The 26,242-nt window shown below is 72.3% G+C and carries 25 protein-coding genes and 1 tRNA gene; 14 read left to right on the plus strand and 12 right to left on the minus strand.

The annotated features are described in order from the left end of the window. Positions 1 to 64: 64 nt before the first annotated feature. The 6 genes from fabB to dtd form a co-directional block, all read right to left on the minus strand. On the minus strand, positions 65 to 1,273 hold the full coding sequence (gene fabB / locus H9645_RS09275) for a beta-ketoacyl-ACP synthase I (protein WP_191729416.1): 1,209 nt from the start codon (positions 1,271 to 1,273) through the stop codon (positions 65 to 67). Further along, positions 1,273 to 1,788 carry a 3-hydroxyacyl-[acyl-carrier-protein] dehydratase FabA gene (fabA, locus tag H9645_RS09280; RefSeq protein WP_191729417.1) on the minus strand — a complete coding sequence of 172 codons (516 nt, stop codon included), beginning with the start codon at positions 1,786 to 1,788 and terminating at the stop codon, positions 1,273 to 1,275. Before fabA ends, fabB begins: the two co-directional genes overlap by 1 nt. A 172-nt stretch (positions 1,789 to 1,960) precedes the next feature. Then, positions 1,961 to 2,036 (minus strand) — tRNA-Ile (locus H9645_RS09285). Between the two features lie 244 nt (positions 2,037 to 2,280). Then, positions 2,281 to 2,661, minus strand: a complete 381-nt coding sequence (locus H9645_RS09290; protein WP_191729418.1) for a hypothetical protein — start codon at positions 2,659 to 2,661, stop codon at positions 2,281 to 2,283. Positions 2,662 to 2,857: 196 nt separating this feature from the next. Beyond that, positions 2,858 to 4,729 carry an RNA polymerase sigma factor RpoD gene (gene rpoD, locus H9645_RS09295; protein WP_191729419.1) on the minus strand — a complete coding sequence of 624 codons (1,872 nt, stop codon included), beginning with the start codon at positions 4,727 to 4,729 and terminating at the stop codon, positions 2,858 to 2,860. Positions 4,730 to 4,784: 55 nt separating this feature from the next. After that, positions 4,785 to 5,225, minus strand: coding sequence for a D-aminoacyl-tRNA deacylase (dtd, locus tag H9645_RS09300; protein ID WP_191729420.1), 441 nt, complete (start codon positions 5,223 to 5,225; stop codon positions 4,785 to 4,787). A 43-nt stretch (positions 5,226 to 5,268) separates the two neighbouring features. Here dtd and H9645_RS09305 point away from each other — a divergent pair, with 43 nt between their 5' ends. From H9645_RS09305 to H9645_RS09315, 3 genes are read left to right on the plus strand one after another with little or no spacing between them, the layout of a single operon-like run. Then, entirely contained in the window at positions 5,269 to 6,195 is a 927-nt protein-coding gene (locus tag H9645_RS09305; protein WP_191729421.1) for a lauroyl acyltransferase, read from the plus strand. Next, entirely contained in the window at positions 6,192 to 6,683 is a 492-nt protein-coding gene (locus H9645_RS09310; RefSeq protein ID WP_225218140.1) for a PH domain-containing protein, read from the plus strand. Before H9645_RS09305 ends, H9645_RS09310 begins: the two co-directional genes overlap by 4 nt. A 13-nt stretch (positions 6,684 to 6,696) precedes the next feature. Continuing rightward, on the plus strand, positions 6,697 to 8,220 hold the full coding sequence (locus H9645_RS09315) for a PH domain-containing protein (protein ID WP_425490230.1): 1,524 nt from the start codon (positions 6,697 to 6,699) through the stop codon (positions 8,218 to 8,220). A gap of 11 nt (positions 8,221 to 8,231) precedes the next feature. Here the strand turns inward: H9645_RS09315 and H9645_RS09320 are convergent, their stop codons facing one another. Further along, positions 8,232 to 9,122 carry a glycosyltransferase family 2 protein gene (locus H9645_RS09320; protein WP_191729423.1) on the minus strand — a complete coding sequence of 297 codons (891 nt, stop codon included), beginning with the start codon at positions 9,120 to 9,122 and terminating at the stop codon, positions 8,232 to 8,234. A 103-nt stretch (positions 9,123 to 9,225) separates the two neighbouring features. On the opposite strand from H9645_RS09320, the gene H9645_RS09325 reads away from it, so the two are divergent. Next, the gene (locus tag H9645_RS09325; RefSeq protein WP_191729424.1) at positions 9,226 to 10,044 is read left to right on the plus strand and encodes a glycosyltransferase family 2 protein; all 819 of its coding nucleotides are present in this window, start codon (positions 9,226 to 9,228) and stop codon (positions 10,042 to 10,044) included. On the opposite strand, the gene H9645_RS09330 is transcribed toward H9645_RS09325, so the two are convergent. After that, a complete protein-coding gene (locus H9645_RS09330) occupies positions 9,977 to 11,038 on the minus strand; it encodes a CDP-glycerol glycerophosphotransferase (RefSeq protein WP_191729472.1) in 1,062 nt (353 codons plus the stop codon). The two genes, H9645_RS09325 and H9645_RS09330, sit on opposite strands and share 68 nt — an antisense overlap. Here H9645_RS09330 and H9645_RS09335 point away from each other — a divergent pair. From H9645_RS09335 to H9645_RS09345, 3 genes are read left to right on the plus strand one after another with little or no spacing between them, the layout of a single operon-like run. Then, positions 11,037 to 11,849 carry a glycosyltransferase family 2 protein gene (locus tag H9645_RS09335; protein ID WP_191729471.1) on the plus strand — a complete coding sequence of 271 codons (813 nt, stop codon included), beginning with the start codon at positions 11,037 to 11,039 and terminating at the stop codon, positions 11,847 to 11,849. The two genes, H9645_RS09330 and H9645_RS09335, sit on opposite strands and share 2 nt — an antisense overlap. Before the next feature lie 10 nt (positions 11,850 to 11,859). Next, positions 11,860 to 13,797: an asparagine synthase (glutamine-hydrolyzing) gene (asnB, locus tag H9645_RS09340; protein WP_191729425.1), complete on the plus strand. Its 1,938-nt coding sequence runs from the start codon at positions 11,860 to 11,862 to the stop codon at positions 13,795 to 13,797. Beyond that, entirely contained in the window at positions 13,794 to 14,927 is a 1,134-nt protein-coding gene (locus H9645_RS09345; protein ID WP_191729426.1) for a glycosyltransferase, read from the plus strand. Before asnB ends, H9645_RS09345 begins: the two co-directional genes overlap by 4 nt. A 23-nt stretch (positions 14,928 to 14,950) precedes the next feature. On the opposite strand, the gene rsmB is transcribed toward H9645_RS09345, so the two are convergent. Genes rsmB through def form a run of 3 tightly spaced genes read right to left on the minus strand, consistent with a single transcriptional unit; the run spans position 14,951 to position 17,739 of the window. Beyond that, positions 14,951 to 16,273: a 16S rRNA (cytosine(967)-C(5))-methyltransferase RsmB gene (rsmB, locus tag H9645_RS09350; RefSeq protein ID WP_191729427.1), complete on the minus strand. Its 1,323-nt coding sequence runs from the start codon at positions 16,271 to 16,273 to the stop codon at positions 14,951 to 14,953. After that, positions 16,270 to 17,190, minus strand: coding sequence for a methionyl-tRNA formyltransferase (gene fmt / locus H9645_RS09355; protein ID WP_191729428.1), 921 nt, complete (start codon positions 17,188 to 17,190; stop codon positions 16,270 to 16,272). Before fmt ends, rsmB begins: the two co-directional genes overlap by 4 nt. A 36-nt stretch (positions 17,191 to 17,226) precedes the next feature. After that, complete coding sequence (gene def / locus H9645_RS09360; protein WP_189496292.1) at positions 17,227 to 17,739, minus strand: peptide deformylase; 513 nt, start codon at positions 17,737 to 17,739, stop codon at positions 17,227 to 17,229. Positions 17,740 to 17,878: 139 nt separating this feature from the next. Between def and H9645_RS09365 the strand changes: the two genes are divergently transcribed. From H9645_RS09365 to H9645_RS09395, 7 genes are all read left to right on the plus strand, one after another. Next, positions 17,879 to 19,051 carry a LysM peptidoglycan-binding domain-containing protein gene (locus tag H9645_RS09365; RefSeq protein ID WP_225218141.1) on the plus strand — a complete coding sequence of 391 codons (1,173 nt, stop codon included), beginning with the start codon at positions 17,879 to 17,881 and terminating at the stop codon, positions 19,049 to 19,051. 75 nt (positions 19,052 to 19,126) lie between these two features. Further along, a complete protein-coding gene (gene dprA / locus H9645_RS09370) occupies positions 19,127 to 20,275 on the plus strand; it encodes a DNA-processing protein DprA (RefSeq protein WP_191729429.1) in 1,149 nt (382 codons plus the stop codon). Positions 20,276 to 20,303: 28 nt separating this feature from the next. Further along, positions 20,304 to 20,777: a DUF494 family protein gene (locus H9645_RS09375; RefSeq protein WP_189496296.1), complete on the plus strand. Its 474-nt coding sequence runs from the start codon at positions 20,304 to 20,306 to the stop codon at positions 20,775 to 20,777. 172 nt (positions 20,778 to 20,949) lie between these two features. Beyond that, positions 20,950 to 23,460, plus strand: coding sequence for a DNA topoisomerase I (locus H9645_RS09380; protein WP_191729430.1), 2,511 nt, complete (start codon positions 20,950 to 20,952; stop codon positions 23,458 to 23,460). A gap of 54 nt (positions 23,461 to 23,514) precedes the next feature. Beyond that, a complete protein-coding gene (tsaC, locus tag H9645_RS09385) occupies positions 23,515 to 24,078 on the plus strand; it encodes an L-threonylcarbamoyladenylate synthase type 1 TsaC (protein WP_191729431.1) in 564 nt (187 codons plus the stop codon). A gap of 55 nt (positions 24,079 to 24,133) precedes the next feature. Next, the gene (locus tag H9645_RS09390) at positions 24,134 to 24,928 is read left to right on the plus strand and encodes a DUF4124 domain-containing protein (protein ID WP_191729432.1); all 795 of its coding nucleotides are present in this window, start codon (positions 24,134 to 24,136) and stop codon (positions 24,926 to 24,928) included. Next, complete coding sequence (locus H9645_RS09395; protein ID WP_191729433.1) at positions 24,928 to 25,596, plus strand: DUF4124 domain-containing protein; 669 nt, start codon at positions 24,928 to 24,930, stop codon at positions 25,594 to 25,596. Before H9645_RS09390 ends, H9645_RS09395 begins: the two co-directional genes overlap by 1 nt. Before the next feature lie 7 nt (positions 25,597 to 25,603). Here the strand turns inward: H9645_RS09395 and H9645_RS09400 are convergent, their stop codons facing one another. Then, positions 25,604 to 26,182, minus strand: a complete 579-nt coding sequence (locus H9645_RS09400) for a DUF488 domain-containing protein (RefSeq protein WP_191729434.1) — start codon at positions 26,180 to 26,182, stop codon at positions 25,604 to 25,606. Positions 26,183 to 26,242 lie beyond the last annotated feature (60 nt).

Genomic DNA, 26,242 nt, shown 5'->3' on the forward strand with positions numbered 1-26,242 from the left:
GAACGATGGATTCCGGACGGCCCGTGCCGCGCCGCCCGGCCGGGGCCGCGGCACGGAGCGCGCGTCAGGCGCGCGCGAACACCAGGCTGGCGTTGGTGCCGCCGAAGCCGAAGCTGTTCGACATCACCGTATCGAGCTTTGCCTCGCGGCTCTCGCGCACGATCGGGAAGCCCGCGGCGCGCGGATCCAGCTCGTCGATGTGGGCGGAGCCGGCGATGAAGCCGTCGCGCATCATCAGCAGGCTGTAGATCGCTTCGTGCACGCTGGCCGCGCCGAGCGAATGCCCGGTCAAGGCCTTCGTCGACGACAGCGGCGGGATCGCATCGCCGAACGCCGCGCGTACCGCTTCCAGCTCGACGATGTCGCCCAGCGGGGTGGAGGTGCCGTGGGTGTTGAGGTAGTCGATCGGCGCGTTGACGGTGGCCATCGCGTTGCGCATGCAGCGCACCGCGCCCTCGCCGCTCGGCGCGACCATGTCGGCACCGTCGGAGGTCACGCCATAGCCGACCAGCTCGGCGTGGATGGTCGCGCCGCGCGCCTTCGCGTGCTCGTACTCCTCCAGCACCAGCATGCCGCCGCCGCCGGCGATGACGAAGCCGTCGCGGGCCGCGTCGTAGGGACGCGAGGCCACCGCCGGCGTGGCGTTGAAGCCGCTGGACAGCGCGCCCATGGCGTCGAACATCACGCTCATGGTCCAGTGCTCCTCCTCGCCGCCGCCGGCGAAGACGATGTCCTGCGCACCGTGGCGGATCAGGTCCGCGCCCGCGCCGATGCAGTGCGCCGAAGTGGCGCAGGCGGCCGAGATCGAATAGCTCAGGCCTAGGATGCCGAAGGCCGTGGCCAGGGTGGCCGACACCGTCGAGCACATCGTGCGCGGCACCATGTACGGCCCGACCTTGCGCACGCCCTTGCCACGCAGCAGGTCGGCGGTGGCCACCTGCCACTCGGCCGAACCGCCGCCGGAGCCGGCGATCACGCCGACCCGCGGATTGCTGACCTGGTCCGCGCTCAGGCCGGCCTGCGCGATCGCGTCGCGCATCGCCACCCAGGCGTAGGCCGCGGCGTCGCCCATGAAGCGCTTCTTCTTGCGATCGATCTCGGCCTCGAGATCGATCACCGGGACGCCGGCGACCTGGCTGCGCAGGCCCAGCTCCGCGTAGTCCGGCTTCGCGGTGATTCCGCTGCGACCCTCGCGCAGCGCGCGCGAGACCTCGTCGAGCTTGTTGCCGAGGCAGGAGACGATGCCCATGCCGGTCACGACTACGCGGCGCATCAGTTGTCCTCCAGGTCCTTGAACAGGCCCACGCGCATGCTGCTGACCTGGTAGATCTCGCGGTCGTCGACGAAGGTGCGGCCATCGGCGATCACCAGCGGCACCTTGCCGCGCATCACGCGCTTGATGTCGATCTCGTAGCCCACCTTCTTCGCCGTCGGCAGCACCTGGCCGGAGAACTTGAGTTCGCCGCAGCCCAGCGCGCGGCCGCGGCCGGGCTCGCCCAGCCAGGGCAGGTAGAAGCCGGCCAGCTGGAACATCGCGTCCAGGCCCAGGCAGCCCGGCATCACCGGGTCGCTGAGGAAGTGGCAGTCGAAGAACCACAGCGACGGATCGATGTCGAGCTCGGCGCGGATCACGCCCTTGCCGTAGGCACCGCCCTCGCTGGCGATGTGGGTGATGCGGTCCATCATCAACATCGGCGGCGCCGGCAGGCGGGCATTGCCTTCGCCGAACATTTCACCGCGGCCACAGGCCAGCAGCTGCTCACGGTCGAGGGAAGAAGGACGCGTCATGGGACTCCCGGATCAGTGCGGCGCAGGGCGCCGGAAAAGGCCGTCATTGTGCACCACGGTGGGGACAGGCGCGGCTGATCGAAGTCATGTGCGCGGCGCCCGGGGACGCTGGAAACCAGTGCGCTTGCGTATGGTCCGCGTGATCCGTGGCGTCGGCGCGCCGCGGCGGAACTGGTGGGCCCACCAGGACTCGAACCTGGAACCAAAGGATTATGAGTCCTCTGCTCTGACCATTGAGCTATAGGCCCGACTGCGGCAATTGTATGCCGCCAGCCCTCGGATCCCGATCCCGCCCCAGGGTGCCCTCGCCCACTTAGCCGACGATCACCACCCGGCAATGACCACGGCACCGCGTCGCGCACAGGCCACCGGGGCGTCGAGGCAAAAGAAAAATCGCGCGGCCGCGACCAGACGACGAGTGACTGGCCACGACCACGCGATCCGATCCTGCGGCGGGCGGACCCGCCGCAAGGCTCGCGATGACGACGGTGATTACATGCCGTCGGTGTTGTTCTCGCCGTCGGCGGCCGCATTGGCCTCCTCGGCGGCATCCTGCGCCTGCTCGGCGGCGTCGGCAGCCTTCTCGGCGGCGTCGGCCAGGTCCTCGCGGCGGGTCAGCTCGTCCCCGGTGTCCACCTGGCCCGCGATCTGCGAGGCGGCGTCGGCAGCGGCGTCGGCGGCTTCGGCCGCGGCCTGGGCCGACTGGGTGGCGGCCATGTCGCCCGTGGCGGAGGCGTTGGCAGCCGCTTCGTGGGCTTCGGTCGCCGACTCGGCGGCTTCCTGGGCGGAGTTGGCGGCCTGGTCGGTGTTGCTGCAGGCGGCAAGGGCGGCGGCGAAGCCGAAGGCGATGAGGGTCTTGGCGGTGGTGTTCATGTGGTCTCCTGTTCCGGGCGCCTTGGTGCGCCGTGGGACGCACAATGCCGATGGCCGCGTGGTGGCCATGCGAAGACCGCGCCCAGCAGGCAGCCCCCATTCAGGACCGGTTGCGCCCCCCGCCTGCGGGCACCGTGTCCCGGAACGGAAAAGGCGCGCCGGGGCGCGCCTTTTCCTCCATGACCGTTCGCCGGCCTCAGTCGATGTCGAGGAAGCTCCGCAGCTGCTCCGAGCGGCTCGGGTGGCGCAGCTTGCGCAGGGCCTTGGCCTCGATCTGGCGGATGCGCTCGCGGGTGACGTCGAACTGCTTGCCGACCTCCTCGAGGGTGTGGTCGGTGTTCATGTCGATGCCGAAGCGCATGCGCAGCACCTTCGCCTCCCGCGGGGTCAAGCCGGCCAGCACCTCGTGCACGGTCTCCTGCAGGTTGGTGTTGGTGGTGGCCTCGATCGGGGACTCCACGTTGGTGTCCTCGATGAAATCGCCCAGGTGCGAGTCCTCGTCGTCGCCGATCGGGGTCTCCATGGAGATCGGCTCCTTGGCGATCTTCATGACCTTGCGGATCTTGTCCTCGGGCATGTCCATTTCCTTGGCCAGCTCCTCCGGCGTGGCCTCGCGGCCGAACTGCTGGAGCATCTGGCGGGAAATGCGGTTGAGCTTGTTGATCGTCTCGATCATGTGCACCGGGATGCGGATGGTGCGTGCCTGGTCGGCGATCGAGCGGGTGATCGCCTGGCGGATCCACCAGGTGGCATAGGTCGAGAACTTGTAGCCGCGGCGGTACTCGAACTTGTCCACCGCCTTCATCAGGCCGATGTTGCCCTCCTGGATCAGGTCCAGGAACTGCAGGCCGCGGTTGGTGTACTTCTTGGCGATCGAGATCACCAGGCGCAGGTTGGCCTCGACCATCTCCTTCTTGGCCTTGCGGGCCTTGGCCTCGCCGTAGGCCATGGCGCGGTTGATCTCGCGCAGGTCGGCCAGGGTCACCATCATCGCCTTCTCGATGGCGATGGTGGCCTCCTGCTCGGCCACGATCTGGTCCTTGACCTCGCGCAGGCCGCTGGCCCACTTCTGCTTGCGCTTGAGCAGCTCGTCGACCCACTCGAGGTTGGTCTGATTGCCGTCCCAGGCGCGGATGAAGTCCTTGCGGGGCATCTTCGCCACGCGCGTGGACAGGTCGAGGATGCGGCGCTCGTGGTCCTTGATCTCGCCGACCACGTCGCGCAGCTTCTTGACCAGCACGTCGGTCAGCGGCAGCGGCAGCTTGAAGCTGGTGAAGGTGGCGGCCATCTCCTCGCGCAGCTTGAGCGCGGGCTTCGCCTCCGGGCCGCCCTTGGCCACCGCCTTCTGGAACTTCGCGTACGCGGCGGCCATCTCTTCCATGCGGCGCGCGACCTCGGCCGGGTCCGGGCCGGTGGGCGCGGGCTCGTCGGCGGTGGTGTCGTCCTCCTCCTCCTCCTCGGCGGCATCGTCGTCGCTGGTGGCGGTCGCGGTGGCGGCCTCGGGCGCTTCCGGCGCGGCCGGCGGCTCGGGCTCGTCCAGCCCGTCGGTGAAGCCGACGACGATCTCGGCCAGGCGCTTCTTGCCGGCCTTGTGCAGCTCGTAGTCCTCCAGCAGCATCTCGACCGACCAGGGGAAGCTGGCCAGGGCGGCGCCCATCTGGTTCAGGCCTTCCTCGATGCGCTTGGCAATCGCGATCTCGCCCTCGCGGGTCAGCAGCTCCACCGTGCCCATCTCGCGCATGTACATGCGCACCGGGTCGGTGGTGCGGCCGCCTTCGCCGTCGAGCGCGGTCAGCGTGGCCGCGGCCTCTTCGGCCGCGGTGTCGTCGACGTCGCGACCGCCGTCGGACTCGCCGGCCAGCAGCAGCTGCTCGGCATCCGGGGTGGTTTCATGCACCTGGATGCCCATGCTGTTGATCATGCCGATGATGTCTTCGATCTGCTCCGGATCGACGAGATCGTCGGGCAGGTGGTCGTTGACCTCGGCATAGGTGAGGTAGCCCTGCTCCAGCCCCTTTGAAATCAGGAGCTTGATGTCGGACTGGGGGGCTGGACGCTCGTTCGCCATGTGGCGCTCACCGTGGGAAAAGAGAACCCGTAATTATACCATTCCGCGCGCGGGCTCAGGAGCGCAGCAGGAAGGTGACCGGTCCGTCGTTGGTCAGGCTCACGGACATATGGGCACCGAAGCGCCCGGTTTCCACCCCCCCGGGGTGCAGGGCGCGGCACTCCTCCACCAGGGCGCTGAACGTGCGTTCAGCCTCGGCGGGTGCCGCGGCGGTGCTGAAGCCCGGCCGAAGCCCGGAACGGGTATCGGCCGCCAGCGTGAACTGGCTCACCAGGAGCAGGCTGCCGCCGGTGTCGGCCAGCGAACGGTTCATCCGGCCTTCGTCGTCGCCGAAGACCCGGTAGGCGAGCAGCCGCCGGGCCATCCGCGCGACTTCGGCGGCGCCGTCGCCGGGCTCGATGCCCGCCAGCACCAGCAGGCCAGGGCCGATGGCGCCCACGACGTCGCCGTCGACCTCGACGCTGGCGCGGCTCACGCGCTGGAGCAACAGGAGCATGGCGATCCTCTGGGTGTCCGACCGGGCGGCTAGACTCTCGCGAATGACCGACCTCCTCGCAAGCCTGCTGCACGCCCTCGCGACCGCGATCGGGCGGCTGCCGTGGCCGCTCCAGCGCGGGCTGGGCAGCGCGCTCGGTGGCCTGGCCCGGCGCCTGGGCAGCCGCGAAAGCGTGGTCGCGCTGCGCAACCTGGAACTCGCGCTGCCCGAGCTGGACCCCGCCGCGCGGGACGCGCTGCACCGCGAGGTGATGCGCACCACCGGCCGCCAGGCGATCGAGACCCTGCGCCTGTGGACCCGCCCGCACGCGGACAACCTCGCCCTGATCCGCGAGCGCCACGGCGAGGCGCTGTTCGACGCCGCGCTGGCGTCCGGCAAGGGGCTGATCGTGGCCGCGCCGCACCACGGCAACTGGGAGCTGCTCAACCAGTGGCTGGCCGCGCGCACGCCGCTGGCGATCCTCTACAAGCCGCCGGAGTCCAGGGTCGGCGAGGCCTTCCTGCGCCGCGTGCGCGCCGATGCCGACGCCGACCGCGTCACCCAGGTGCGCGCCGAGGGCCCCGGCATCCGCCAGCTGTTCAAGACCCTGAAGGACGGCGGCGTGGTCGGGATCCTGCCCGACCAGCAGCCCAAGGCCGGCGACGGCGTGTTCGCGCCCTTCTTCGGACGCCAGGCGCTGACCATGACCCTGCTGTCGCGGCTGGCCGAGCGCAGCGGGGCGACGGTGCTGTTCTGCAGCTGCGAGCGGCTCGAGGGGCCGGCGCTGGCCTACGCCCTGCGCATCGACCCGGCCCCGGACGGGATCGCCGATCCGGAAACCGCCACGGCTGTGGCCGCGCTCAACGCCGGCGTCGAGCGCATGGCACGGCGCGCGCCGGCGCAGTACCAGTGGACCTACAAGCGCTACACCCTGCGCCCGCCCGGCAGCGGCGAAACCAATCCCTACCGCGACCTGGAGATCGGGCGATGACCGACGACGCCGGCTGGCAGCCGCTGCCGCCACGCGCCCGCACCCTGTTCGTGATCAGCGACGGGCTGGGCTGGGGCCTGCTGGCCGTGCCGGCGATGATCGCGGCCGCGATGTTGCTTCCGCGACCGGTTCCGGCGATGCCGGCGGGATTCGCGGCCCTGGTGCTGCTGCCGGCGTTCGGCGCATGGATGGGGCTGCGTCGGTATCGCTACGCACGGTGGCTGGTCGACGACACCGGTTTCGGCTACCGCCGCGGCCGCATGTGGCAGGTGGAGACCCGGGTACCGCGTACCCGCGTGCAGCACGTGGACCTCAAGCATGGCCCGCTGGAGCGCCACTTCCGCCTCGCCACCCTGGTGGTGCACACGGCCGGCACCCGCGACAGCGCGGTCGCGGTGAGGGGCCTGGGCGCGGACGAGGCGACGCGGCTGCGCGACCTGCTCGCGCGCCAGATCGACCAGGACGACGATGGACACGCAGCCGACTGACCCCACGCCTTCCGTGGACGCGGCGCCCGCGCCCGGCGGACACGAGCGGCGCCTGCACCCCTGGTCGTGGCTGTTCGTGCTGCTGCAGCAGCTGCGCCAGTTCCTGGTGCCGCTGGCGGTGCTGGTGTTCGTGGGCGGCCGCGCCGAGGACGGCTACCTGCTCTGGTCGCTGGTCGGCGTCGCGGCCCTGGTCGCGGCCGCGGTCTGGCAGTACTTCACCTATCGCTACCGGGTCGACGAGGACCGCCTGGTGGTGCGGGACGGCCTGCTGGAGCGCAACGTCCGCCAGGTGCCGTTCGCCCGGATCCACAACGTGACCCTGCACCAGACCCTGCTGCATCGTGCCTTCGGCGTGGCCGAGGTCCGGCTGGAATCCGCCGGGGGCACGAAGCCCGAAGCCGAGATGCGGGTGCTGCCGATGGTCGAGGCGATGGCGCTGGAACGGCTCATCCGCAGCCGCGGCGCGGCGTCCGCGGCCCCCGGTGCGGACGCCGGCGCGCACGGCGTCGACATCGCCGACGCCGGCGAAGGCCGGGTCGTGCTCACGCTCCCCTTCGGCGAACTCGTGCGCCTCGGCCTGGCCAGCAACCGCGGCATGGTCGTGGTGGCCGGCGCCTTCGCCCTGGCATGGCAGGCACTGCCCGACCGCATCATGACCGGCCTGGTACGCGAGTACGCCGGGCAGGCGGTGGGCTATGCCGGAAACCTGGTCCACGGCGCCGCCGCACGGGTGATGGCGCTGGCCGCGCTGGTGGTGCTCGCACTGGCACTGCTGCGGCTGCTGTCAGTGCTGCTGGCGCTGACCCAGTACCACGGCTTCCGGCTGCTGCTCGAGGGCCGACGGGTGACCGTCGAGCGCGGCCTGCTGACCCGCCTGCGCACCAGCGTGTCGCGGCGACGCATCCAGGCCTGGACCCTGCACGAAGGCCTGGTGCACCGCCTGCTCGGCCGGCGTTCGGTGCAGGTCGATACGGTCGGGGGCAGCGGCGAAGACTCCGAGCAGCGCTCGCTGCGCGAACTCGCCCCGATCGCCACGCCCGCGGCCTGCGACGCCCTGGTGCGCGACGTCCTGCCGGGGGCGGCGTGGCCGCCGGTCGGCTGGCGCCGCCTGCATCCCCGCGCCTGGCAGCGCCTCGCCCTGCCTGGCGCGCTGCTTGCGGCCATCGTGGCCGCCGCAGCCTGCTGGCACTTCGGTCCCGTCGGACTGGTGGCGCTCGCGTGGCTGCCATGGTCGATGTTCGCTGCGCGCCGGCACGCCGGACACGCCGGCTACGCACTCGACGAGCGGCTGCTCGCGGTGCGCGGCGGCTGGTGGTCGCGGTACTGGCGGTTCGCCGAGATCGACAAGATCCAGGCCCTGCGCCTGGAGCAGGGGCCGCTGGACCGGGCCTTCGGCATGGCGACGCTGTGGCTGGATACCGCGGGCGCGAAGCCCACGTCCACGCCGCTGCGACTGCGCTTCATCGCGGTGGCCGAAGCGCGCGCCCTGCACCGCCGGCTGGCGGCCGACCTGGCCGGGATGCCGCTGCGCTGGTAGCCCCGCAGGGCTCAGGCGCGGCCCTGCTGCGCCACGCCCGGCAGGCCCGGCGCGGCCGGAATACCCTGGGCGCGCGGTGGCCCGGCGTGGAGGCCGTGCTCGGTCCAGGTCCGTCCGCTGCGGCGGGTCTCGGCGCGCAGCGCGCGGTTGAAGGCGACGCCTTCGGCCGTGACGTAGCCGCGCGCATGGTCGAGATGGACCACGATCGCCCGATGGCGGATCCGTTTTCCACGGATCCCGGCGTTCACCAGCCGCTCGCCGAACTCGCGGTCCTCGCCGCCGTAGCACATGCGCTGGTCGAAGCCGTTGACCGCCAGCACGTCGCGCGTCCAGGCCGACGCGTTGTGCCCGTTCCAGCTCGCCCGCGCCGGGCTGACCAGGTCGAGTAGCCGCGCCATGCCCGGCCCTGCGGTGAGCTTGCGGTCGCGGGAGGAGCGCGGCATGCCGTTGGCACGCAGCCAGCCGGCGTCGAAGCAGCGCTGGTCGCGGATGTCGCCTGCGGTGATCGCCAGGCTCGTGGCCATCGGCAGCTTGTGGTAGCCGCCGGACAGGAACCGGCCCGGCGCACGCTCGCGCAGGTGGGTGGACAGGAAGTCCGCGCGCGGGATGCAGTCGCCATCGATGAACACGAGGTAGTCCGCCCGCGCCGCGGCGATCGCCATGTTCAGCGCCTCGCACTTGCGGAAGCCCTCGTCGGCCTGCCACAGGTGGCGCACCGGCATCGGCAGTCGCGGCCGCAGGGCGTCCAGCGCTTCGCGCGTACGCGCGTCGCTGCCGTCGTCGGCGACCAGCACTTCGAAGTCCACGCGGTCCTGCGCGGCCAGGCCGTGCAGCACCTTCTCCATCCAGGCCGGCTGGTTGTAGGTGGTGAAGATGACGCTGGCGACGGGACGACGTTCCATCATCCGATTATCGCCGGACAAAGTGACGTTCCGGCGACCTTCCCGGGGCACCCGGGGTTTGCAGGGGATAATGGCGCCCCCGCCGCCTGAACACCGCCCCGTGATGCCCCCGATCTCCGCCACCGTGATCACCTTCGACGAAGCCGACCGCCTCGCCGACTGCCTGGCGTCGCTGGCGTTCTGCGACGAGATCGTGGTGGTCGACTCCGGCTCCACCGATGCGACGCGCGACATCGCCGCGGCCGCCGGTGCACGCGTCCTGGTGCGGCCGTTCGACGGCTTCCGCCGCCAGAAGCAGTTCGCCGTCGAACAGGCCACCCACGACTGGGTGCTGTGCGTGGACGCCGACGAACGCGTCGACGCCCGGCTGGCGGAGGCGATCCGCGCGGCGCGCGACGGCGGCTTCGCGGGCGCCGCGGGCTACCGCTTCGCGCGCTGCTCCGAGTACTTCGGCCGCTTCCTTCGCCACGGCAACGCCTACCCCGATCGCCAGATGCGGCTCTTCGACCGTCGCCGCGGCGGCTGGCAGGGAGACCGCGAGATCCACGAGCGCGCCAGCGTCGACGGACCCGTGCGCACGCTGGACGGGCACCTGCTGCACTTGCCGTTTCGCTCCTTCGAACACCAGCTCGCCAAGGGCCACCAGTACGCGCGGATGATGGCCGAGCACGCCCATGCCCGCGGCAAGCGGGCCTCGCTGGAGAAGCTGGTGCTGGCCCCGTGGTGGCGCTTCTGGCGCGGCTACGTCCTGCGCGGCGGCTTCCTGGACGGCTGGGCCGGCCTGGTCCACGCCTACGTGACCGCCGACAACGCACGCCAGAAGGCCATCCAGCTGTGGTTGCTGGAACGCGGCCTCAATGCCCCGTCGGCCCCCAGTAGCCCAGCTCCCGGCGGATCTGCAGGCCGCGATACAGGGCCGTGAACGGCCGGCGGCGCAGGCGGCCCAGTTCGCCTGCAAGCAAGGCATCCGTCGCCGCGATGACCCGCTGCGAAGACCGCCCGTCGCGCCAGGGATGGATGCTGTCGGCATAGGCGTCCAGGGCGGCCTGCAGGGCGGGCTCCGGCGCGAAGGCGCGTTCCAGCATGGCGGGCAGTCGCGCCGGGTCGTCGAAGTCGATCATGTGCGGCTTTGGCGCCCGGTTGCGGAAGGTCACCACCGGCTTGCGCTGCACCGCGAACTCGCTGACCACCGAGGTGGTGTCGGCCAGCAGCACGTCGGCCGCGCATTCGGCCTCCACCAGCTGCTCCGGCTCGATGAAGGTGGCGTTGGGGCCGGCCAGGGCGCGGTAGCGCTCGAACAGCGCCGGCGCGCACTTCGGATGCAGGGTCAGCAACCAGTAGCGACGACCTTCGGCGACCTCCGCCGCGATCGCTTCGTACAGGTGCGGGGCCGCGCTCAGGCGCTCGGTGAAGGTGGCGGCGGACATCACGATCCCGCGTCCACCGGCCTGCGCGCGCAGCGCCGCCACCAGCGGCGGCGGCGGCCCGAACAGCGGATCGAGCTTGGGCCATCCGGTCTCGACCACCCGGAAGTGCCCGGCGCGCGCGGCGAGCGCCTGGAATGGCAGCGTGGTGGCCGGCCCCTGCGTGCAGTAGAGGTCGAACAGCCCGCGCAGCCGGAAATGGCCGCGGGCGTCCTCGCGCTTCTCGACGTTGAAGCCGTGGAACAGCTGCACCTTGGCCCCGCCCACGAACGGGGGCACCCAGTTGGCCGCGCTGAACACCGCCCGCGGCCGCAGGTCCACCGCCTCGCGTGCGCCGGCGATGCGCCTGACCGGCGGCGCCAGGCGCGACTGCGCGGCGCCGTCCACCAGCCAGGCGTGCGCGGCGTGGCCGGCATCTTGCAGCGCATCGGCCAGCGGCTGCAGGATGGGCAGCGCGTAGCGTTCCGTCGCGAACAACAGGTAATCCGCCATCGACACGTCCTCGAGCCCAGGCTCCGCCCTCTCGGCCTGCATTATCGCGTTCAACGAGGCCGACCGGATCGGCGACTGCCTCGCGTCGCTGTCGTTCTGCGACGAGATCGTGGTGGTCGACTCCGGCTCGACCGACGACACCGCCGCCATCGCGCGCGCCGCGGGGTCCCGGGTGCTGCAGCGCCCATTCGACGGCTTCCGCAGCCAGAAGGCCTTCGCGGTCGCCGAGGCGGCGCACGACTGGGTGCTGTGCCTGGACGCCGACGAGCGCGTGGGCGATGAGCTGCGTGATTCGATCCAGGCCGCGCGTGCGGCGGGGTTCGAGGGTGCCGCCGGCTACCGCTTCGCCCGCCTGGACAATTACTTCGGCCGCTTCCTGCGCCATGGCAACGCCTATCCCGACCGCGTGCTGCGCCTGTTCGACCGTCGCCGCGGCGGCTGGCGGGGCAGCCGCGAGGTGCACGAAGCCGCCAGCGTCGACGGTCCCGTCCGCACCCTGCGGGGCGACCTCGTCCATTACCCCTACCGCTCGTTCGAGCAGCAGCTGGCCAAGACCCAGCGCTATGCGCGGATGATGGCCGAGCACGACTTCGCGCGCGGCCGGCGCGCCTCGCTGCGCAAGCTGGTGCTGGCCCCGGCGTGGCGCTTCTGGCGCGGCTACGTGCTCCGGGCCGGCTTCCTCGACGGCTGGCACGGACTGGTCTACGCCTATGTGCGCGCCAACTACGTGCGCCAGAAGACGGTGATGCTCTGGCTGCTGCAGAACGGGCAGCCGGTGGCGACGCCGGCCGTCGACGCGGCGCGCGACTGAGGCCGGCGGCGTGTGTGGAATCGCAGGCGCCTGGGCGCCACGACCCGGGGACGCGGCCGTCCTGCACGCCCTGGGCGCGGCCATGGGCGCCGCGATCGCACATCGCGGCCCCGACGACGCCGGCACCTGGGCGGACCCCGGCGCCGGGCTGGTGCTGTCCCATCGCCGCCTCTCGATCCTCGACCTGAGCCCGCACGGCCACCAGCCGATGGCCTCCGCCGACGGCCGCTGGCAACTGTCCTACAACGGCGAGGTCTACAACCACGCCGCCCTGCGCGCGGAACTGGCGGCGCTGGGCCACGGCTTCCACGGCCACTCCGACACCGAGGTGCTGCTGGCGGCGATCGCACAATGGGGCGTGGAGGTGGCACTGGCGCGGGCGAACGGCATGTTCGCGCTGGCGGCCTGGGACACGCGGGCACGCGAGCTGTGGCTGGCGCGCGACCGCGTGGGCAAGAAGCCGCTGTACTACGGCTGGGCCGGCGACGGCAGCTTCGTCTTCGGCAGCGAACTGAAGGCGCTGCGCGCCCACCCGGCGATGCACGCCGGGGTCGATCCGGACGCGCTCGCGCTGCTGCTGCGCTTCGACTACGTCCCGGCCCCGTACGCGATCCTGCGCGACGTGCACAAGCTGTGCGCGGGTCGGCTGCTTCGCATCGACGCGTCGCGGGTGGCCGCCGGCGCCGCCGGCCACGACCCGGCGCGCGACCAGCAGGTCTGGTGGAACGCACGCGAACGCCAGGAGGCGATGATCGCGCGCGGGTTCGCAGGCGACGAGGCCGCAGCGCTCGAGGCCCTCGACGCCCTGCTGCGCGACGCCACCGCGCTGCGCATGGAGGCCGACGTGCCGCTGGGTGCGTTCCTCTCCGGCGGCACAGATTCCTCGCTGGTCACCGCGCTCATGCAGGCACAGTCCGCGCGGCCGGTGCGCAGCTTCTCCATCGGCTTCGACAGCGCCGTGCACGACGAGAGCGCCCACGCCGCCGCGGTCGCCCGCCATCTCGGCACCGAGCACACCGAACTGCGCGTCGACGGCCGCGCCGCGCTGGACCTGGTGCCGTCGATGCCGCGGATCCACGACGAGCCCTTCGCCGATTCCTCGCAGCTGCCCACCGCACTGCTGTGCGAGCTGACCCGTCGCCACGTGACGGTGGCGCTGTCGGGCGACGGTGGCGACGAGCTCTTCTTCGGCTACGGTCGCTACGCGCGCGCACTGCGCAACCACCGGATGGCCGCAGGGGTACCGGCACCGCTGCGCCGCCTGCTGGGACGCGAACACGGCGAGGCCGCGCGCCTGGGCGGACTGGCCGCGCTCCGCGCCGCCCTGGCGGCGGACGGCCTGCAGGGCGTCGCGCGCCAGCGCGTGCAGCGCTGGCGCGCGCCCGAGGCAGTGGTCCAGGGCGCCCGCAGGCGGCCCACGGCGTACGACGATCCGCGCGCGCTGCCCCGCAACGGCACCCCGGGCGACGCGCTGATGGCCCTGGACTTCGCCTGCTACCTGCCCGAGGACGTCCTCACCAAGGTGGACCGCGCGAGCATGGCGGCGTCGCTGGAAGCGCGCGCGCCGCTGCTCGACTGGCGCGTGGCCGAGTTCGCCTGGTCGCTCCCGATGTCGATGAAGTGGCGCGACGGGCGCCTCAAGCACCTGCCCAAGCGCCTCCTCGGCCGCTACCTGCCCGACGCGCTGGTGCAGCGCCCGAAGTCCGGCTTCGGCGCGCCGGTGGGCGACTGGCTGCGCGGGCCGCTGCGCGACTGGGGCGAGGCGCAGCTCGATCCGCGCCGGCTGCGCGAGGAAGGGCATTTCGATCCCGCTCCCGTCCGCGCGCTGTGGGAAGCGTTCCAGGCCGGCGAGCGCAAATGGCACACCCATCTCTGGGGCGTGCTCATGTTCCAGGCCTGGCGCGAGAACCTGCACCGGGACCCGCCGTCTCCGGAACGGTCCCGATGAAGATCCTCTACACCAACTTCCACGACGGCGACGGCGGTGGCCACACCACGTACATCCTGGCGCTTTCGCGCGGGCTCGGCGGCCGCCACCGCATCCATGTCGCGGCCCCCCCGGGCAGCCGGCTGCTGGCCGGTGCAGAGGCGCTCGAGGGGGTGGTCGCGGTGCCGCAGCCGTTCCCCAATGGCCTGCGGCGGCTCGCCGCCCGCCGCGGCGCCCGCGTGCACCTCCGCGCGCTGCTGTGCGACCAGCGCTTCGACCTCGTCCATGTCAACGGATCCGCGGACCATCGCCTGGTCCTGTCGGCACTGCGGGGACTGCCGCAGCGCCCGCGGATCGTGTTCACCAAGCACAACTCCAAGCCGGTCTCCGGCCCCGGCGCCTGGTGGCGTGCCCGCCGCGGCACCGACCGCGTCATCGCGGTCTGCGAGGACACCCGCCGGCACCTGCTCGCCACCGCCTACGGCGACCTGCCGGTGGAGGTGGTCGCCAACGGCGTCGACCTGGCGCACTACCACCCCTGGCCGGACGCGGCCCGCCTGGCGGCGCGGCGGCAATGGCTGGACGGCGACGACGGCGACGACGTGCTGCTGCTCGGCTCCAACGCCGGCACCGCCGCCTACAAGGGCTGGATGGACCTGGTCGAGGCGCTCGCCCTGCTGCCGGAGCCGGCGCGCGCGCGCGTCCGCGTGCTGCTGGCGGGCCTGCCACCGGCCGCGGATGCGCTGGCGAGGATCCAGGCGCTGGGACTGGCACGGCACGTCCGCTTCGCCGGGCTGCTGGACGACGTCCGGCCGCTGGTGGCGGCGATCGACGCGGGCTTCGTGCTGTCCTGGGACGTGGAGACCATCTCCTTCGCCTGCCGGGAAATGATGGCGATGGGCAAGCCCGTGCTGGTCAGCGACTACGCCGGTCTTCCGGAAAACATCGAGCCCGGCGTCGACGGCTGGATCGTGCCGGTGCGCAGTCCGCCGCGCGTCGCCGACGCCATCCTGCGGATGCTGGACGCGCGCGACCGGCTCCCCATGATGGCGGCGGCAGCCCGTGCGCACGCCGAACGCGCATTCGGGATCGAGCGCTTCCTCGATGCCACCGAGGCGGTCTATCTCCGCACCGTGGCCGTCACGTCCTGAGCCACGCGCCGCGGCCCACGCCGTCAGTCGGCGCGTTTCGCCAGCCGGGCCAGGAAGAACCCGTCCATGCCGCCGTCACCGGGCAGGCGCTGGCGCCCGTGGCGCGCGTCCCCGGAGGCCGGCGCGCGCCCGAAACATCCGGGCAGGGGCTCCGCCACGGCATCGGCAGTCCGGGCCAGGAAGGCCTCGACCTGCGCATGGTTCTCGGCGCGCAGGATCGAGCAGGTGGCGTACACCAGCACGCCACCGGGCCGCAGCATCGTCCAGGCCGCATCCAGCAGCCGCGCCTGCAGCGCCACCAGCGCCTCGACATCGGCGGCGCGGCGGTGCAGCAGCACGTCGGGCTGGCGGCGGACGATGCCGGTGGCCGAACAGGGCGCGTCGACCAGGATCGCGTCGAAGGGGTCGCCGTCCCACCAGGCCGCCGGATCGGCGGCGTCTGCGACGCGCGCGGCGGCGCCGGGATCGACGCCCTCGCCCACGCCCAGCCGCCGCCAGGTGTCGCGCACGCGCGCCAGCCGGAGAGGATCGACGTCGAGGGCGAGGAGGCGCAGGGTCCGGTCGCGCTCGAGCAGGTGGGCCGACTTGCCGCCGGGCGCGGCGCAGGCGTCGAGCACGCGCGCGCCGGCCGGCGGGTCGAGCGCGTCGGCCACCGCTTGGGCGGCGCCGTCCTGCACGGACACGTCGCCGTCGGCGAAGCCGGGCAGGGCGCCCACGGCGATCGAGGCCGGCAGGCGCAGGGCGTCGGCCAGCACTGGATCAGGCGTCGCCTCGATGCCCGCGGCCTGCAGCCGGGCCAGGTAGTCGTCGCGTCCGCTGCGACGGCGGTTCACCCGCAGCCAGGTGCCGGCGGGCCGCGCGCTGGCTTCGAAGATGGCGTCGGCGTCGTCCGGCCAGTCCGCGCGCACGCGCTCGCGCAGCCAGCCCGGCCAGGCGTCGGCGGCCGCCGGCGTCGGGAGGCCTTCGCGCTGGGCGCGGCGCAGCAGCGCATTGACCAGCTTCGCCTGGTGGGCACGTCCGATGCCGCGGGCGGCGTCGACGGTTTCGGCCACCGCGGCGTGCGGCGGCAGCCCGAGCGGATCGAGCTGTGCGAAGCCCGCGTGCAGCAGCGCGCGCAGGTCGCCGTCGCGGCGACCGGGCGGCCTGGGCATCCAGGCCGCCAGCGCGGCGTCGGCGCGGGCGGTCTGGCGCAGGGCGGCGAAGCAGATCGCCTCGACCAGGGCGCGGTCGCGCGGGTCCGGCAGCGCCGGCAGCGCGCGCGCGAGTTCGGCCTTCAGCGAGCGGCCGTGGTGCAGCACCGCGTCGAGCACGCGCGCGGCCGCCACGCGCGGCGCCTCGCCGCTCATGGCGCGGCGAGGTCGCGGCGGGCGTTGAGCCAGTCGGCGGCGGTGATCGCCTTGCCACCGTCGCGCTGCAGCACGCGGATGCGCAGGGCGCCCTCGCCGCAGGCGACGTCGATCCCGTCGCGGCCGGCGGCGAGCACCGTGCCGGGCGCGGCGCCCGCCGGGGCGTCGATCGCCACCGCACCGTGGATGCGCAGGCGCTCGCCGGCCAGCACCGCCTCGGCGACCGGCCAGGGATTGAAGGCGCGGACCCTGCGCGCGAGGACGGCGGCCGGCTGCGACCAGTCCAGCTTCGCCTCCGCCTTGTCCAGCTTGTGGGCATAGGTCACGCCCATGGCCGGCTGCGGCCTCGGCACCGGACGGATGCCGGCGCGCAGCAGCCCGAGGCCGTCGGCCAGCACTTGCGCGCCAAGCTCGGCAAGGCGGTCGTGCAGCTGGCCGCCGGTCTCCTGTTCACCGATCGCCAGCGACTGCGACAGCAGCACCGGACCGGTGTCCAGGCCCTTCTCCATCTGCATGAGGCAGACGCCGGTTTCGGCATCGCCGGCCTCGATCGCACGCTGGATCGGCGCCGCGCCGCGCCAGCGCGGCAGCAGCGAGGCGTGCACGTTCCAGCAGCCTTCTTCCGGGATGTCGAGGATCTTCTGCGGCAGCAGCAGGCCGTAGGCCACCACCACCATCAGGTCGGGCTTCAGCGCGCGCAGGGCGTCGCGCGAGACCTGCGACTTCAGCGTCTCCGGCTGCAGCACCGGGATGCCGCGCGCCAGCGCCTCCTGCTTCACCGGCGAGGCCTGCAGGCCGCGGCCGCGGCCGGCGGGCCGGTCGGGCTGGGTGTAGACGGCGACCACTTCGGCCTTGCCGCAGGCGGCGCGCAGCGACGGCACGGCGAACTCCGGCGTGCCGGCGAACACGATCCTCATCGCGACGCTCCGCGGGCCGCGCGCGGGGCGCCGCGGTCAGTCATGCCGGCGCAGCTTGTCGTACTTCTTCATCGCCCGCTCGCGCTTGAGCGGCGACAGGTAGTCGATGAACAGCTTGCCGTCGAGGTGGTCGACCTCGTGCTGCACGCAGGTGGCGAGCAGGCCGTCGACGGCCAGGGTGAAGGGCTTGCCGTGGCGGTCCAGCGCCTCGACCTCGATGCCGTCGGCGCGGGTGACGTCGGCGAAGATCCCCGGGATCGACAGGCAGCCTTCCTGGTGCACGCGCAGGTCCACGGAGCGCTCGCGGATCACCGGATTGATGAACACCAGCGGCTGGTCGCGCTCCTCGGTGACGTCGATCACCATGAAGCGCTCCATGACGTCGACCTGGGTCGCGGCCAGGCCGATGCCGGGCGCCGCGTACATGGTCTCGAACATGTCGTCGAGCAGGCGCTGGAACGCGGGATCGGCGATGGCCGCGGCGTCGCGCTCGCCGGCGACCTTGCGCAGGCTGGGATGGGGATGCTCGAGGATCGTGATCAGTGACATGCTGGCTTTGAATAAGGTGGCGGCCGTCACAACCGTGCGGCGCGGCGGTCGATTGTACCGCCGGCAGGCTTGCGCAGGGTCCATTCCTGTAGGCATAGTGCGGCCGCTATTCGGGGAAATCTCCAAGGGGAGCAGGTAGATGGCCGGCAAGGTTGAGCGCCTTTCGAATGCGCTGCGCACGGGTGTTGCGGTAGCGATGCTCACGGTGGCGACGTACGCGGCGGCCCAGGGCCTGCGCGGCGACCACCCTGATACATATGTGGTGGTCCGCGGCGACACCCTCTGGGACATCGCCGGGCGCTTCCTGCAGAAGCCGTGGCTGTGGCCGGAGATCTGGCAGGCCAACCCGCAGATCGCCAACCCGCACCTGATCTATCCGGGCGACGTGATCAGCCTGGCCTACCTCAACCGCGTCGGCGTCACCCCGGGCCCGCGGACCGAGGCGGCGCCGATCAACGCCGTGCCGCTGTCCGAGATCGAGCCTTTCCTGAAGGACCTGCGCGTGGTCGACGAGTTCGACCAGATGCCCTACGTGGTGGGCCTGGAAGAGGACCGCATGCGCGCCAGCCGCGGCCAGGTCGTCTACGTGCGCGGCCTTGGCGATGCCTCTCCCGGCACCCGCTACGCGGTGCTGCGCCCGACCGTGCGCTACACCCACCTGCTGCGCGCCGGCATGTGCTGCGACACCTTCGGCAAGGATGAGCTCGACGCCACCGGCCGCCGCAGCATCGACTGGGGCCAGTACTGGGCCAACGTGGTCATGCCCGACAAGGGCCAGGAAGTGCTGGGCCACGAGCTGATGCGCGTGACCGCCGGCACCCTGACCCGCGGTGAAGTGGGCGGCATCCAGGCCAGCACCCTGCTGCTCGACGAGGAGGGTCGCGAGGTCCGCATCGGCGACCGCGTGGTGCCGGTGGACGCCCAGCCGTATGACCTGCAGTTCTTCCCGCACCCGCCCAAGGTCCAGACCGACTACGGCAAGGCGCGCGTGCTGGCGGTGACAGACATGCTCACCTCCGGCGGCCCGCGCGACGTGATCGCGCTGTCGGTCGGCGCCCGCGAAGGCGTGGACAACGGCACCGTGTTCTCGATCTGGCGCGAAGGCACCAATACGGTGGACCGCGTCGAGAAGGGCCTGGATCGCGACGAGGACACCGTGTTCTTCGAGAACAAGGTGCGCCTGCCCGACGAGTTCGCCGGCCACGTCATGGTGTTCCGCACCTTCGACAAGGTGAGCTACGGCCTGGTGATGGACAGCATCAAGCCGACCCGCGTGGGCTACCACCTGAAGCATCCCGACTCGCCCTACTGAGTCGCGGGCTTTCCCCACGGCAGGACACGACGGCGCCCCAGGGCGCCGTCGTCGTTTCCGGCGCAGGCTGGGGACATGGACAGCGAAGACACCCTGGCCCTGATGCGGCTGCTTGCGGGCGGGGGCCGCAGCGAGCCGCGGCGGCACCTGCTGCAGAGCCATGGGAGCGCCGCCGCCGCCGTGCGTGCGGGGCCCACCGCCTGGCGCCGTGCCGGGCTGGAGCCCGCGCAGCGCGCGGCGCTGATAGCGCCCGACCCGGGTCCCGAGGTCACGCGATGGCGTCGCTGGCTGGAAGGCGGGCCCGGACGCCACGTGATCGGCCTGCACCACGCCGACTATCCCGCCCTGCTCGCCCGCCTGCCCGGCGCACCGCTGGCACTCTGGGTGCTGGGAGACCCGGACCTGCTCTGGCATCCCTCGGTCGCCGTCGTCGGCAGCCGCGCCGCCAGCGCAGGCGGCCTGCGCAACGCCTTCGACTTTGCGCGGACCTTCGCGGCGGGCGGCCTCGCCGTCACCAGTGGACTGGCGGCCGGCATCGACACCGCCGCCCACGAGGGCGCGCTGGCGGCACCCGCGGGCCGCACCGTGGCGGTGCTCGGCACCGCAATCGACCAGCCCTACCCGCGCCGCAACACCGCGCTGTACGCGCGCATCGCCGACTGCGGCGCGGTGGTCAGCGAGCTGCCGCCGGGTGCCGCGTACAGACGCGGGACCTTCCCCAGCCGCAACCGGATCGTGATGGGGCTGTCGCTCGGGGTGCTGGTGGTCGAGGCCGCCCTGCGTTCGGGCGCCGCGATCACCGCCCGGCTGGCCGGCGACGCCGGGCGCGAGGTCTTCGCCATCCCCGGCTCGATCCACAACCCCAAGGCACGGGGCTGCCATCGCCTGATCCGCGACGGCGCCGGGCTGGTGGAAACCCCGGAGGAGGTGCGCGAGGCGCTGGCCCCGCTGGCGATCAGCCTCGGCGACGCCTTGCGCGGGCGCCTGGCCGCCCCCATACAGCCTGCCGGGAGCGTCACCGGGGCGACCGGCACGGCCGGTCCGCCCACACACCCCGACCACCAGCGCTTGTGGCAGGCACTGGGTCACGACCCTACCGGTATGGATGAACTGGTCTCGCGCACCGGATTGACGGCCGCGGAGCTAGGCAGCATGCTGCTGCTCATGGAGCTGGAGGGTCGCGTCGAGGTCGGGCACGGCCGCTATTCCCGAAAGTCTCAGTAACGCGCCCCCGGGCGCAGGCCGGGGGGAAATGAAAGAGAGCATCCTGGACGTCCTGCTCTATCTGTTCGAACACTACTTCACCGAAGACGCGGACCTCATCCGCGACCGCGACTCCCTCCAGAACGGCCTGCTCCAGGCCGGATTCAGCCCGGCGGAAACCAGCAAGGCCTTCGACTGGCTCGACGGCCTGGCGGAGCAGCGCCCGTCCGAAGGCGCGGCCCGCGCCGACGGCCCGGTCCGCCTGTTTTCGCCGGGCGAGGAGGCCAAGCTGGACCTGGAGTGCCGGGGTTTCCTGATGTTCCTCGAGCAGCACGGGGTGATCGACGCCGATCGCCGCGAACTGGTGCTGGACCGCGCCATGGCGCTGGACCAGGACGAGCTCGACCTCGACGACCTCAAGTGGGTGGTGCTGATGGTCCTGTTCAACCAGCCCGGCGCCGAAGCGGCCTATGCCTGGATGGAAACCCAGATGTTCGTGGACGAGCCCGAAACCGTGCACTGAGCCACGCCCCGGCCGCGGAGCGGGCGTCCACCGACGCCTTGACAGCCCCACCGCGGCCGTGATTCCACTATAAATAGCAGCCGCCACGCGCCCGGGGCCTCGTCCCGGGCGTTGCCGTCTACACGTCCACACCCTCAAGGCACGGCCCCGCCGTCCCGGAACCCCCGCCCGCATGGCCAAGAACCTCCTCATCGTCGAGTCGCCCGCCAAGGCCAAGACGATCAACAAGTACCTCGGCAAGGACTTCCAGGTCCTGGCCTCGTACGGCCATGTCCGCGACCTGGTGCCGAAGGAGGGCGCGGTCGATCCCGAGCACGGCTTCCGGATGCGCTACGACCTGATCGACAAGAACGAGAAGCACGTCGAGGCGATCGCGAAGGCGGCGAAGGCGGCCGACGGCATCTACCTCGCGACCGACCCGGACCGCGAGGGCGAGGCGATCAGCTGGCATATCGCCGAAATCCTGAAGGAGCGTGGCCTGCTCGAAGGCAAGGACCTGCAGCGCGTGGTGTTCACCGAGATCACGCCGCGCGCCATCAAGGAGGCGATGCTGAAGCCGCGCGGCATCGCCAGCGACCTGGTCGATGCCCAGCAGGCGCGCCGCGCCCTGGACTACCTGGTCGGCTTCAACCTCTCGCCGGTGCTCTGGCGCAAGGTGCAGCGCGGCCTCTCCGCGGGCCGCGTGCAGTCGCCCGCGCTGCGCATGATCGTCGAGCGCGAAGAGGAGATCGAAGCCTTCGTCGCCCGCGAGTACTGGACCATCGAAGCCGAACTCGCGCATCCCTCGCAGGCCTTCAGCGCCAAGCTGACGAAGCTGGACGGGAAGAAGTTCGAGCAGTTCACCGTCACCGACGGCGACACCGCCGAGGACGCGCGCAGGCGGATCACCGCCGCCGCGCAGGGCGCGCTGCACGTCACCGACGTCGCCAGCAAGGAGCGCAAGCGCCGCCCGGCGCCGCCGTTCACCACCTCCACGCTGCAGCAGGAGGCCTCGCGCAAGCTCGGCTTCACCACCCGCCGCACCATGCAGGTGGCGCAGAAGCTGTACGAGGGCGTGGCCATCGGCGACGAGGGCACCGTCGGCCTGATCAGCTACATGCGTACCGACTCGGTGAGCCTGTCGGCCGAGGCGCTGTCCGAGATCCGCGACGTCATCGCCCGCGACTACGGTACGCGCGCGCTGCCGGACAAGCCGAACTTCTACCAGACGAAATCCAAGAACGCGCAGGAGGCCCATGAGGCCGTGCGCCCGACCTCCGCCCTGCGCACGCCGGCCCAGGTCGCGCGCTTCCTGTCCGACGACGAGCGCCGCCTGTACGAACTGGTCTGGAAGCGCGCGGTGGCCTCGCAGATGGTGCCGGCCACGCTCAACACCGTGTCCGTGGACCTGGCAGCCGGCAGTGAGCACGGCTTCCGCGCCAGCGGCACCACCGTGGTCGATCCCGGCTTCCTCGCCGTGTACGAGGAGGGCAAGGACACCAGGGGCAAGGACGACGAGGACGAGGGCCGCAAGCTGCCGGCGATGAAGCCCGGCGACCGCGTGCCGCTCGACCGCATCCACGCCGACCAGCACTTCACCCAGCCACCGCCGCGCTTCACCGAGGCGTCGCTGGTGAAGACGCTGGAGGAGTACGGCATCGGGCGCCCGTCCACGTACGCCTCGATCATCCAGACCCTGCTGTTCCGCAAGTACGTCGAGATGGAGGGCCGCGCCTTCCGCCCCAGCGACGTCGGCCGCGCCGTGTCCAACTTCCTCAGCGGGCACTTCACCCGCTACGTCGACTACGACTTCACCGCGAAGCTCGAGGACGAGCTCGACGCGGTCAGCCGCGGCGAGGAGGACTGGGTGCCGCTGATGGAGAAGTTCTGGGGTCCGTTCAAGGAACTCGTCGACGAGAAGACCGAGAGCGTCGACCGCAGCCAGGCCACCGGCGCGCGCGAACTCGGCATCGATCCCACGTCCGGCAAGCCGGTCAGCGTCCGACTGGGCCGCTACGGACCCTATGCCGCGATCGGCAGCACCGCCGAGGACGCCGAGGACAAGCCGCGCTTCGCCTCGCTGCGCCCCGGCCAGAGCATGCACACGATCACGCTGGAGGAGGCGATCGACCTGTTCCGCCTCCCGCGGATGCTCGGCGAGCACAACGGCGAGGACGTGAGCGTGGGCATCGGCCGCTTCGGCCCCTTCGCCAAGCGCGGCAGCACCTACGCCTCGCTGAAGAAGGAGGACGATCCGTACACGATCGAACTCGACCGCGCCGTGTTCCTGATCGAAGAGAAGGAAGAGATCGCGCGCAACCGCATCATCAAGGCGTTCGAGGGCAGCGACATCCAGGTCCTCAACGGCCGCTTCGGCCCGTACATCAGCGACGGCAAGCTCAACGGCAAGATCCCGAAGGACCGCGAGCCGGCGTCGCTGACGCTTGAGGAAGTGACGCAGCTGCTGGAAGAGACCGGCAAGCCGGCGCGCGGACGCTTTGGCAAGAAGACTGCGGCGAAGAAGGTGCCGGCGAAGAAGGCAGCGGCGAAGAAGGCAGCGGCAAAGAAGGCCCCTGCGAAGAAGGCTGTCGCGAAGAAGGCTGCCGCGAAGAAGGTCGCGAAAAAGGCTGCGAAGAAGGTCGCAGCGAAAAGGACGCCGGCGAAGGCCGTCGCGTCGGTGGATCCCGACGACGCTCCGTTCTGATCCCCGCGCGGCTGCCTGTCCCGTCCATCGCGGACACCAGCACGGACTTCCCCGATGAGCCAGGCCACCCAGCTCGACGCCGCCATCGCCACCCTCCACCGCGGCGGCGTCATCGCCTGCCCGACCGAGGCCGTGTGGGGCCTCGGCTGCGACCCCTTCGACGAGGCCGCGGTCATGCGCCTGCTGGCGATCAAGCAGCGCGAGGTCGCCAAGGGCCTGCTGCTGGTCGCGGCCGACGCCGGCCAGCTCGAGGGCCTGGTCGACTGGGATGCGCTGCCGGCCGACTGCCGCGAGGCGGTGCATGCATCCTGGCCCGGTGCCAACACCTGGGTGCTGCCCGCCACGGCGCGGGTGCCGCGCTGGATCACCGGCGAACACGCCGGCGTGGCGATCCGGGTCACCGCGCATCCGCTGGTGCGAGCGCTGTGCCTGGGATTCGGCGGCCCCCTGGTCTCGACCAGCGCCAATGCCGCCGGCGAGCCGCCCGCACGCACCGAGGCCGGGCTCACGCCGGCGCTGCGCGCGTCGGTCGATGCGATCCTGCCCGGCGCGACCGGGGGCCTCGACCGCCCGACGCCGATCCGCGACGCGCGCAGCGGTGCGGTGCTGCGGTCCTGAATCCCCGCGCCCACGCGCGCTTCCGTCCACGGCGCCGCCGCGTCACACTGCGGCCATGAGCCCGGTTCCCGCCCGCATCGCCGCGCTGCTGCTGCCCGCATGCCTCGCCGGGTGGTCGCCGGTCGCGCTGGCGCAGGACGCCGGCGGTGACGTCACCATCTACCGCTGCACCGGCGCCGACGGCCAGGTCGTGATCGGCAACGTGCCCTGCCCGGACGCCGCGAACCAGCAGGTGCGCAGCATGGTGCGTCCGGTGGACGGTACGCCGCCACCGCGCCAGGCCGAGGCCCCGCTGCTCCCGCCCCCGGCGCCGCAACCGGTGGTGCAGTACGTGCAGGTGGCGACTCCGCAGCCGCTGTTCGAATGCGTGCGCGATGACGGCAGCACCTACGAGAGCGACACCGGCGTCGGCGAGGAGCGATGGGTCCCGGCGTGGAGCGGCGGGGGCTGGCCGCTGGGCGGCTACGGCCACGGGCGCAGCCGCCCGGATCCGGGCCGGGCCGGCATCGGCGCGCGCGGGCCGACCACGCGCGCGGGCAACGGCCTGAGCGCGCCACCGGTCAGCCGCATCAGCATTCCCTCCGACCCTCCGCGTCCCGACCCGGACGCGGCGATCGGTCCGCGGCCGCGGCCTCCACGCGGAGGCCACTGGCACGGCGTCGTCGGCGGCTACGTCGAGCGCGACCCCTGCACCGCGCTGCCCCCGATGGAGACCTGCGCGCGCCTGCACGACCGGCGCGAGGAGCTGCGCCGCCGCTTCTTCAACGCCCAGCAGGTCGAGCGCGATACCCTGCGCGTCGAAGAGCGCGGGCTCAACGCCCGCATCGACCGCGACTGCAGGACGTATTGATGCCCCGATCCACCCGACGCCGGCGCAGCCTGGCGATCGCACTGGCCCTCCTGGCGTGCGCAACTCCCGCCGCCATCGCGCAGCAGGTCGTCATCTACCGCTGCACCGACGCCAGCGGCGCCCTCACCGTGCAGAACGACGAACCTTGCCCCGCAGGCAGTCGCGAGGAGCGCGCGATCATCGAGCCGCCGCCGCCGATGCCGGTCTACGTTCCACAGACGCCTGCGCCCGCCCCGGCGGCGACCGGCACGGTGACGGCCGCCGCGGCTGCCACGCCGGTCGCACCCGAACGCCCCGACGCCCCTGCGCCCGCCCGCATCGCCGACGCCGACCGCCTGCCACCGCCGCCGATCTTCCGCTGCCACACGCCGGGCAACGACCGCTACGTCAGCGAGGACGCCGAGCCCAAGCCGCGCTGCGTGCCGCTGCAGACCGTCGGCATCAACGGCGATCCGGGCCTCGCCGCCGGCGCGGCCTGTGAATGGCAGTACGACCGCTGCGAGCGCATCCCCGATGGCGAGGCCTGCGACGGCTGGCGCCAGCGCGGCCGCGAGATCGAGTCCACCTGGCGCTACGCCCGCGGCGATGCCCGCGCGCCGCTGCAGGAGGCCTTCGCGCGCGTGTCGACGATCCTGTCGGATACCACCTGCGGACTGCCGCCCGGCTGACGCGCGCTCAGGCGCCGAACAGCGCCGCCTGGGCCGGCGGATACACCAGCAGCCCACCCGCAGGGCGCGCCGCCTGGTGGAGGACGTGCGGCTGCGCCGGCTTGTCGTCGATAACGTGCAGCACCTCCATTCCCCGGTGCACCAGCAGGTCGGCGATGAGCCGCCGGTGGCAGCGCCACCACACCGCTTCGGCGCACATCAGCGCGGTGCGGCGCATCGCCGCCAGTTCGAGCGCCTGCGCCAGCCCCTCGGCGAACTCCGCGCTGGCCGTGTGGTCGGCGTAGCCCTGGAAGGCGGCGTTGCGCCAGGCGCCATTGGGCGAGCCAGGCTGCGCGCGCCGGCGCCCGCCGAGCTGTGGCAGCCACCGGTAACCGAAGCCGGCCGCGGGCAGCGCCACCGCCATCGCCTCGCTGGCGAACCATGGATGGCGCCGCGAGCCGGGGAAGCGGCGCACGTCGGCGATCGCCTCGACGTCGTGCAGCCGCAGCAGCCCGAGGAACTCCTCCCAGCCGCGCGTGGAGTGGCCGATGGTCCAGATCCTGCCGGTCACTGGAACGTCCTTCGTCAGCGGTAGTCCGCCCCGCATGCTGCGCAGCCCGCGATGCCCGCGGCGTGAACCGGCCGCCGAGCCGTGCGTTCCGGCGAC

The organism is Luteimonas colneyensis (assembly GCF_014836665.1).
Lineage (GTDB): Bacteria > Pseudomonadota > Gammaproteobacteria > Xanthomonadales > Xanthomonadaceae > Luteimonas > Luteimonas colneyensis.

What these genes read in the sequence shown, in the direction of transcription:
- H9645_RS09365 (WP_225218141.1), top strand. Translation starts at nt 17,879, where the DNA reads ATGGCCGGCAAGGTTGAGCGCCTTTCGAATGCGCTGCGCACGGGTGTT.
- def (WP_189496292.1), bottom strand. Translation starts at nt 17,739, where the DNA reads ATGTCACTGATCACGATCCTCGAGCATCCCCATCCCAGCCTGCGCAAG.
- fabA (WP_191729417.1), bottom strand. Translation starts at nt 1,788, where the DNA reads ATGACGCGTCCTTCTTCCCTCGACCGTGAGCAGCTGCTGGCCTGTGGC.
- tsaC (WP_191729431.1), top strand. Translation starts at nt 23,515, where the DNA reads ATGAGCCAGGCCACCCAGCTCGACGCCGCCATCGCCACCCTCCACCGC.
- H9645_RS09320 (WP_191729423.1), bottom strand. Translation starts at nt 9,122, where the DNA reads ATGGAACGTCGTCCCGTCGCCAGCGTCATCTTCACCACCTACAACCAG.
- rsmB (WP_191729427.1), bottom strand. Translation starts at nt 16,273, where the DNA reads ATGAGCGGCGAGGCGCCGCGCGTGGCGGCCGCGCGCGTGCTCGACGCG.
- H9645_RS09345 (WP_191729426.1), top strand. Translation starts at nt 13,794, where the DNA reads ATGAAGATCCTCTACACCAACTTCCACGACGGCGACGGCGGTGGCCAC.
- H9645_RS09310 (WP_225218140.1), top strand. Translation starts at nt 6,192, where the DNA reads ATGACCGACGACGCCGGCTGGCAGCCGCTGCCGCCACGCGCCCGCACC.
- H9645_RS09305 (WP_191729421.1), top strand. Translation starts at nt 5,269, where the DNA reads ATGACCGACCTCCTCGCAAGCCTGCTGCACGCCCTCGCGACCGCGATC.
- rpoD (WP_191729419.1), bottom strand. Translation starts at nt 4,729, where the DNA reads ATGGCGAACGAGCGTCCAGCCCCCCAGTCCGACATCAAGCTCCTGATT.
- dtd (WP_191729420.1), bottom strand. Translation starts at nt 5,225, where the DNA reads ATGCTCCTGTTGCTCCAGCGCGTGAGCCGCGCCAGCGTCGAGGTCGAC.
- H9645_RS09390 (WP_191729432.1), top strand. Translation starts at nt 24,134, where the DNA reads ATGAGCCCGGTTCCCGCCCGCATCGCCGCGCTGCTGCTGCCCGCATGC.
- H9645_RS09395 (WP_191729433.1), top strand. Translation starts at nt 24,928, where the DNA reads ATGCCCCGATCCACCCGACGCCGGCGCAGCCTGGCGATCGCACTGGCC.
- H9645_RS09290 (WP_191729418.1), bottom strand. Translation starts at nt 2,661, where the DNA reads ATGAACACCACCGCCAAGACCCTCATCGCCTTCGGCTTCGCCGCCGCC.
- dprA (WP_191729429.1), top strand. Translation starts at nt 19,127, where the DNA reads ATGGACAGCGAAGACACCCTGGCCCTGATGCGGCTGCTTGCGGGCGGG.
- H9645_RS09380 (WP_191729430.1), top strand. Translation starts at nt 20,950, where the DNA reads ATGGCCAAGAACCTCCTCATCGTCGAGTCGCCCGCCAAGGCCAAGACG.
- H9645_RS09325 (WP_191729424.1), top strand. Translation starts at nt 9,226, where the DNA reads ATGCCCCCGATCTCCGCCACCGTGATCACCTTCGACGAAGCCGACCGC.
- fabB (WP_191729416.1), bottom strand. Translation starts at nt 1,273, where the DNA reads ATGCGCCGCGTAGTCGTGACCGGCATGGGCATCGTCTCCTGCCTCGGC.
- fmt (WP_191729428.1), bottom strand. Translation starts at nt 17,190, where the DNA reads ATGAGGATCGTGTTCGCCGGCACGCCGGAGTTCGCCGTGCCGTCGCTG.
- H9645_RS09375 (WP_189496296.1), top strand. Translation starts at nt 20,304, where the DNA reads ATGAAAGAGAGCATCCTGGACGTCCTGCTCTATCTGTTCGAACACTAC.
- H9645_RS09330 (WP_191729472.1), bottom strand. Translation starts at nt 11,038, where the DNA reads ATGGCGGATTACCTGTTGTTCGCGACGGAACGCTACGCGCTGCCCATC.
- H9645_RS09400 (WP_191729434.1), bottom strand. Translation starts at nt 26,182, where the DNA reads ATGCGGGGCGGACTACCGCTGACGAAGGACGTTCCAGTGACCGGCAGG.